The 4,744-nt window shown below is 61.5% G+C and carries 4 protein-coding genes and 2 pseudogenes; 2 read left to right on the forward strand and 4 right to left on the reverse strand.

The genetic code is table 11. The features are described from left to right. Nucleotides 1–591 precede the first annotated feature (591 nt). Nucleotides 592–832 (forward strand): annotated as a pseudogene (locus tag AC1DY5_RS44860) (site-specific integrase); the annotation flags it as partial. 486 nt (nucleotides 833–1,318) lie between these two features. Here the strand turns inward: AC1DY5_RS44860 and AC1DY5_RS44865 are convergent. After that, complete coding sequence (locus AC1DY5_RS44865) at nucleotides 1,319–1,609, reverse strand: hypothetical protein (protein WP_478120859.1); 291 nt, start codon at nucleotides 1,607–1,609, stop codon at nucleotides 1,319–1,321. Nucleotides 1,610–1,732: 123 nt separating this feature from the next. Between AC1DY5_RS44865 and AC1DY5_RS44870 the strand changes: the two genes are divergently transcribed. Continuing rightward, the gene (locus AC1DY5_RS44870; protein ID WP_478120860.1) at nucleotides 1,733–3,265 is read left to right on the forward strand and encodes a ComEC/Rec2 family competence protein; all 1,533 of its coding nucleotides are present in this window, start codon (nucleotides 1,733–1,735) and stop codon (nucleotides 3,263–3,265) included. Nucleotides 3,266–3,662: 397 nt separating this feature from the next. Here the strand turns inward: AC1DY5_RS44870 and AC1DY5_RS44875 are convergent, their stop codons facing one another. The 3 genes and pseudogenes from AC1DY5_RS44875 to AC1DY5_RS44885 form a co-directional block, all read right to left on the reverse strand. Next, nucleotides 3,663–3,764 (reverse strand): hypothetical protein, encoded by a 102-nt coding sequence (locus tag AC1DY5_RS44875; protein WP_478120861.1) that lies wholly within the window; start codon nucleotides 3,762–3,764, stop codon nucleotides 3,663–3,665. After that, the gene (locus AC1DY5_RS44880) at nucleotides 3,742–4,170 is read right to left on the reverse strand and encodes a hypothetical protein (protein WP_478120862.1); all 429 of its coding nucleotides are present in this window, start codon (nucleotides 4,168–4,170) and stop codon (nucleotides 3,742–3,744) included. The genes AC1DY5_RS44875 and AC1DY5_RS44880 overlap by 23 nt, the downstream gene beginning before the upstream one ends. A gap of 272 nt (nucleotides 4,171–4,442) precedes the next feature. After that, nucleotides 4,443–4,590, reverse strand: a pseudogene (locus tag AC1DY5_RS44885) (IS3 family transposase); the annotation flags it as partial. Nucleotides 4,591–4,744: the final 154 nt, after the last annotated feature.

Below are 4,744 nucleotides of genomic sequence, written 5' to 3' on the forward strand. Positions count from 1 at the left end.
CGATTGGCAGGACTGGCGCAAGCGATGCAAGAACGCCGACGGCCCCGCGTGGGGGCCGTCGAAATGATGGGATGGGCGCACCAACCGCTAACGCTGAAGGCCCAGGCCACTCCGGCGCCAGGCGCAGAAGCGGTCTGCTCCTATCGAGCAGCGTTACCCAAATAGTGGTGCGTGGAAATCCAGGCTAGTCGATGAGGCAACAATGTCGCTCTCGCGCTGATATTCCATCAGCAGTTTGGGAAAGCCAGGACGACCTTGGCCGTCGACGTACTCGAATTGATAGTTGATTGGCAGATTCACGGCACTTCTCGATGGGGACGCGCGATTGTGTCGCGCATCTGACGGATGTGCGAGCCGGACCGCACTCCTTCATCGGACGCCTTTGGGTTGCAAAGGGGAGCAGATCGAGCTCCCGCACCGAAAGGCGTAGGGCGCTGAAAATGGCCGCAGGGCGGCAGCTTGCGGTGCCTGATCCAAGGGAAGTGCATTGAACCTCGGGCGGCGCATCGTTGATGGCCCTCAACCTGATAGGAGTCCATCATGGAATCAAACGTCAGCGCCGCTCATCGCGAGCCATGGAACTAGGGCAAGATCGTGGGCCAGAAGGCACCTTTCAAGATCAAGGACATGGGCACTTCGGGTGCGCCTTCAAATGGAAAGCCGGGTGCGCGAACTCGCGCTTTTCAACCTGGGAATTGACAGCAAGTTGCGTGGCTGCGACCTCGTCAGCCTCAAGGTCCGGGACATCTGCCACGGCGACCAGGTGGCAACCCGCGCTGTGGTGTTGCAGCACAAGACCCAGCGCCCTGTACAGTTCGAGATCACCCAGGTGGTTGGCGACAATTAGCTTGGGTGCGCCGGGAGACCGGCAAGGAGTAAGTGGTGAAAGTCCACCGCAATGAAGGAATAGCGAACCGCATTGGCCCCGAGCCGTGCGCAGGCATCCGCGAGGGTGTCGGCGAAGCGTCGGTAGGGGAACGCATAGGCCAGCCATTGAGCCGCGACAGAATTGTGATCCTGGGTGCCGACGCTGTCCAAGCTGCGGAAGGCAACATATCCGAGCGCGCCATCGCAAGCGCTCGGGCGACCGGCCGCGGAGTGGGGTGGAGCCAAGGGCGGGGGCCGAGGGGAACACGGGACAACCACGCACGCGACGGACTCAGAGCCGCGATAGCGTGTCACAGGGGCTGGACCGTGTATGGGCAGGGCACTCATCCGCGTGATGGGTGGCCTGACCATCATTCACCCGCGGCAGGAGCCGGATGCCTTAATTGGGCACGTCCGGATCTGTGCGGGGGGCGCCCAGTAATGGGCGTCCCTACCGCGATCCGGCGCGCCCAAGATAGTTGACGCCGGCCAGCGGGACGTGTTGTGCCATGCCGCCAAGCCGTTCCAGGCGCGGTGCCTCGAAGCCGACCGACTGCTGACCAAGGTGCTGGACGCGCCCCACAAGAGCTTCGCGTCCGAGGTACGAAAAGCGCTGTCGACCGACCACCAGCGCGGCAAGGCGTTTCTGGGCGGTTTGCAGCCCCTGAACTTCGGCGGTCGCGCCAATGATCCGGCCTTCAAGCAGCCGCGAGTTCGACCTGGCGCCCCTTGCCGCGCCCAAGGACGTGCGCGAGCCAATCCTCCTCAGCATTGAGGAGGCTTGTTTGACCGACTTCCCTTGTAGTAGGGGTGTCCATGCATCTGATGGATGGACGGACTCAACCCAGGACAAGAGAGGCACCCGATGTCAGCAGATCGTTCAGTCATCGCAGTGGATCTGGCAGATGTGTGGAAAGACAACAACCGGAAGGCACTCCTCAGGACGCTGGCATGGGGAGATGAGATCTCCGTCATTGGCGTAACCGCCCAGCACATTGAAGTGGAGTTCACTTCGTTCGCCACCCAAGTCGACGGCAGCACTATGCCTATCGCGCAGCGCGGGTTCATTAAACCCACTGGCGCATCTCGGCTCAAGCCCGGCGACCTGGTGCGGAAAATTGAGGACAACACGGTGCTCCGCGTCAACTTTGTCGACGTCCAGCAGGGCGACGGCGCCGTCATAGAGTCGCCAACGGGCAAGGTCATGCTGGTCGACGGCGGTGACAATCAGATGTTCGCCCGCTATTTGGCCGGCAAGTACCGGGGCACAAGCCTCGACAAACCTAAGGTTGTGGACTGCATTCTCGTCACTCACGGCGACGCGGATCACTTCGAGGGCCTGGTGGAGATTCACGCATCGGAAAGGAACGCAAGCCTGCACAAGCGGCTGTTCATCGAACCCAAGCGGGTCTACCACAACGGCATCGTCAAGAGGCCCAGTTCACGAGACGGGCGCAAGTTGACCGACATCGAACTGCTGGGGCCAACCGTCGAGAAGGGTGCGGATCTGTACGTGACGGGCCTGGTCGATGACCTGCTGACGGTGCCCGATGAAGAAATGAATCGGCCATTCCAAAGCTGGAAAGCCGCACTCGCCGACTACAACGGGCGATCGCCGATCGAGTTCCGCCGGCTGTCGTTCGGTGACGATGACGCCTTCGACTTCATCAAGACCGATGACCTTGAGATCCAGTGCCTGGGGCCGCTGACGAAGGATGTGGACGGGGAGCCGGGACTGAAGTTCCTCGGAGAACCGCCCAAGGGACCACGCACGGGCGAGGATTCCGTGGGGACCGGGCTCGACGGCTTCGGAGGCAAGTCCGCGTCCCACACGATCAACGGCCACTCGGTCGTGTTCCGCCTGCGCTACGGCCGCTTCAGCTATCTGTTCTGCGGCGACCTCAACGACGAGGYGAGCCGCCATCTTGTAACCGAGCAAGCAGCCGGCCACCTTGCCCTCCGTTCCGACGTTTTCAAAGTTCCGCATCACGGCTCCGCGGATTTCTCGGGTGCTTTCATCAAAGCGGTGGAGCCGATCGTCAGCATCGTCTCCAGCGGCGATGAAAGTGCGCGCAAGGAGTACATCCACCCGCGCGCCACGCTGATGGGCGCACTTGGTCGACACTCGCGCGTCGACGACCCGCTGGTGTTTGTCACAGAACTGGTCGCGTTCTTCCAGATGGAAGGATGGGTCCGGCCCGCCAACCCGGCGCTGGCTGCCACGCGCGGCGACTTCTTTGGCTTCAGTCGGGCCGCATTCGGCATCGTCAAGACGCGCACCGACGGCAAGCGACTCCTGGTCTACACCGACAGCGGCAACGTGAAGATGAAGGAAGCCTACGCCTTCGACCTGAACGAAGCCGGCGCGCCGGTGCCCGCGGCCGTCATCCGGGCCTGACGGTATTTGCTACAGCGCTTGCTCCGGACCGGTACGGATTGAAGAAAGTGGTCGCCGTGATCCCGCCCATACTCTGGTCGAACCGGGCATCGAGAGGATGCACATAATCTATGAAGGCCCAGCGCTCCCCGCGACACGCAGAAGAAGTACGCCTTGCCAGCCAACCTTGATCCAGATTTGGCTGACGCAGTTCGATCGCGGAGAGCTCAGCAGCGAGGAGGCGGAAGCAGCTGTCATGGTCGACTACGAAGCCAAGATCGCAGCCTTGGAACGTCAGGTTGGACAACTCACGATGGAACTTGAGCTGGTCGCGAGAGCTTCTCCATCATCACCGGCCCGAAGCCTGCTTCATCCGAGGGGGGTGCCAAGTGATTGAACTGCCACGCAGAACGCTCTACTACCGAGCCAGCGAAACCATGGGCTTCCGCTTAGTTCTTATACGCCGAAGTAGTGCCGAGCGGAAGCCCGCGTCGTGACTACCGCCATTCAGGGTGGTCACACCGTTGGCGAACGAGACGATGGTGCATTCGGCGTGGACGCGGAAGGCAAGGCAAGTTCACTTCGACCTCGCCCTCCTTCGTGGCGATCTTCTGATCCGAAGAGAGGGTCTGGAGGATCGGCGGATTGTGGTTCGTGCTCACCACGTCGAGGATCTCCGCGAACCAATCGGCCTTCCATTCAGACGCGAGGCCCGTGCGTTCGTCGGTATAGGTGATCTGCAGGCCGGGGTTCAGGTGGGCGCGCGTGGAAAGCGACTGCGTGATGATGCTGTGCTCGTAGGTCAGCTCACCCTCGCCTTCCTCTGCCTTGAAGATGGTCAGGTCCGGCCAGAAGCGGATCAGCGTGCCGCGGTTGCTGGAGCTGCCGATGCGCTTGAGCGCGGTTTCGGGCCTTGATAGAGTCATTCGGCGTGTGCCAGATCAATGACTGCCTTCGCTGCACAGCAGGTGCTCATATCGCTAAGATGGCATCGCCGACTGTCCTCGTGCGGCAGCGCCAGCGCACGCCGCGGCGTTTTACATAATTGTGATTCGATTGTTTTCGACACGATATGACACGACAAGCAAGCTGCTGTGCGAGTACGAGTTGATCACTGGCTTCGCAGCCGGATCGGCGCCGTAGAGATCAAGCGCGGTCTTTGACCTTGCCCTGTTGCCCGCACTCCATAGGCTGCCGATTATGCGGACTTCCTGTCTTGCTGCTGGGCCGCGATCCAGCGCTGCTCAAACGTCATGGGACTGACATGGCCCAGCGTCGAGTGCAATCCTATGGTTGTAGAACGCCAACCAATCGACCACTTCGTCCTTCGCCTCGCCTCGCGTTGCGGGCTGCTACCAAGCAGCGCTCGTTCAGCGCTGGGGCTAAGCGGTGAGCCCCGGTGCCAGCACTCCCACTCTTTGTGTCACGCCCGGTCGAACACGATTCGCACGCACGAGTTGTTCCACTTCCTTCAAATACGTGAATGCTTCCGCGTGGGTG

The organism is Variovorax sp. P4_D9 (assembly GCF_056401695.1).